2 protein-coding genes are annotated in these 1,776 nt (G+C 73.8%); both read right to left on the bottom strand.

All coding sequences use genetic code 11. The features are described 5' to 3' along the window. Positions 1–586: SLBB domain-containing protein (locus V7E46_RS33455; protein WP_333771914.1), on the bottom strand; the 586-nt coding region annotated here is incomplete at its 3' end. An 86-nt stretch (positions 587–672) separates the two neighbouring features. Next, the gene (locus tag V7E46_RS33450; protein ID WP_333771913.1) at positions 673–1,518 is read right to left on the bottom strand and encodes a DegV family protein; all 846 of its coding nucleotides are present in this window, start codon (positions 1,516–1,518) and stop codon (positions 673–675) included. Between the last annotated feature and the right edge of the window lie 258 nt (positions 1,519–1,776).

The raw sequence follows: 1,776 nt of genomic DNA, 5'->3' as shown, positions 1-1,776 counted from the left end.
GGGTCAGGCCGACCAGGAGCTGTTCGCCGTCCGTGAGGGGACGGGCGAGGTTGAGGGCCGTGGTGTCCGTGCCCGGGAGGGGGCCGCCGGCCGCGGTCAGGGCGTCGGCGACGCGGGAGCCTGCGGGGAGTTGCCGCAGACCCGGGCGCGCGACCTTGCCGGCGATGTCGATCGTCAGAGCCGGCCTGGCGGCAGGGGTGGGGCGCGGGGCGGCGACCGGCACCGCAGGGGGGACACGGACCGCGTGCGGGCGGCCCGACACGTAATGCTGGACTGCCAGTCCCGCGGCCACCAGCAGGACGACCGCCAGCGCCAGCACCGTGCGGAATTCCAGGCCGCAGCGCAGCAGCAGCCAGGTCCGCAGTTCGCCGAGCCGGCCGCTCGACGGCGGTGGCGGAGGTGGAGGCGGGGGTTCGGGTGGCGGTGGCGCCGGAGGCGGCAGCGGGGACGGGCTGCCGAAGATCGCGGAGGCGCGCTCACGGGTGAGCACGGACCTGGCCTGCGCCGCGGCGGCCCTGCGGCGCGGACGGATGACGGTGAGCGGGGCCGCGGGCCGGCCCAGGGGCTTCGTTGCATTCGCGTTCATACCGATCATCGTGGACCGGCCCGCCCACCCCGCGATGATCTTGGTCCGCAGCCTGTGGATAACTCCCGGCCTGTGGACGAAGACAGTCAGTGCGGCGAGATCACCACACCCAGCAGCCCGGGTCCTGCGTGCGCGCCGATCACCGCGCCCACCTCGCTCACGACCAGGTCATCGAGGCCGGGTACGCGTTCGCGCAGCCGGTCGGCGAGGGCCGCGGCGCGTTCCGCCGAGGCGAGGTGGTGGACCGCGAGGGCCACTCTGCGGGTGCCCGCCTGCTCGACCACGATCTCCTCAAGGCGGGTGATCGCCTTCGAGGCCGTGCGGACCTTCTCCAGCAGTTCGATCCGCCCGTCGACGAGCCGCAGCAGCGGTTTCACCGCGAGGGCCGACCCGAACAGGGCCTGGGCGGCGCCGATCCGGCCGCCCCTGCGCAGGTAGTCGAGCGTGTCGACGTAGAAGTACGCGGAGGTGTCCGCCGCGCGTTTCTCGGCGGCGGCGACCACCTCGTCGGCGGTGCCGCCCGCCTCCGCGGTTTCCGCGGCTGCCAGGACGGTGAAGCCCAGGGCCATCGCGACCATGCCGGTGTCCACGACGCGCACCGGGACCGGGGCGTCCTTCGCGGCGACCGTCGCCGCGTCGTAGGTGCCGGAGAAGTCGGCGGACAGGTGGAGCGAGACGATCGCCGACGCGCCGGACGCGGCGGCGGCTTCGTAGGCGGCGGCGAATTCGAGCGGGGCGGGGCGGGAGGTGGTGACCGGGTGGCGGCGCTGGAGGGCACGGGCGACGGTGGGGGCGGAGATTTCAGTGCCCTCTACCAGGGCCTCGTCGCCGATCACCACGGTGAGGGGCACGATGGTGATGTGGTGGCGGATCAGGGCGTCGCTGCCGAGGTAGGCCGTGGAGTCCGTGACGATGGCAACGTGCGGGGGCATGCCCGGGACATTACCCGGGGGCAGGTCGGGGCGACAGTTTGGGCCGGGCGGTGCGCCTCATTGCCGGCGGGGCTAGTCCTCAAGCGCCGGACGGGCTGAGTCTGCTGCACCTCCGCGTCCACCACCCCGCGTGTCCTCAAACGCCGGACGGGCTGAATTTGCTAGACCTCGGCGTCCACCGCCGCCCGCGTCCTCACACGCCGGACAGGCTCGGTGTGTGAGGGGGTGCTATTCGCCGGGGGCCGGGAGTTTGGGGGG

Source organism: Streptomyces sp. IBSBF 2435 (genome assembly GCF_036815005.1).
Classification (GTDB): Bacteria; Actinomycetota; Actinomycetes; order Streptomycetales; family Streptomycetaceae; genus Actinacidiphila.
The sequence above is the reverse complement of the archived record's forward strand: the minus strand, read 5'-3'. Positions and strand labels throughout refer to the sequence as shown.

Coding starts and splice junctions, on each gene's coding strand:
- V7E46_RS33450 (WP_333771913.1), bottom strand. CDS start 1,518: ATGCCCCCGCACGTTGCCATCGTCACGGACTCCACGGCCTACCTCGGC.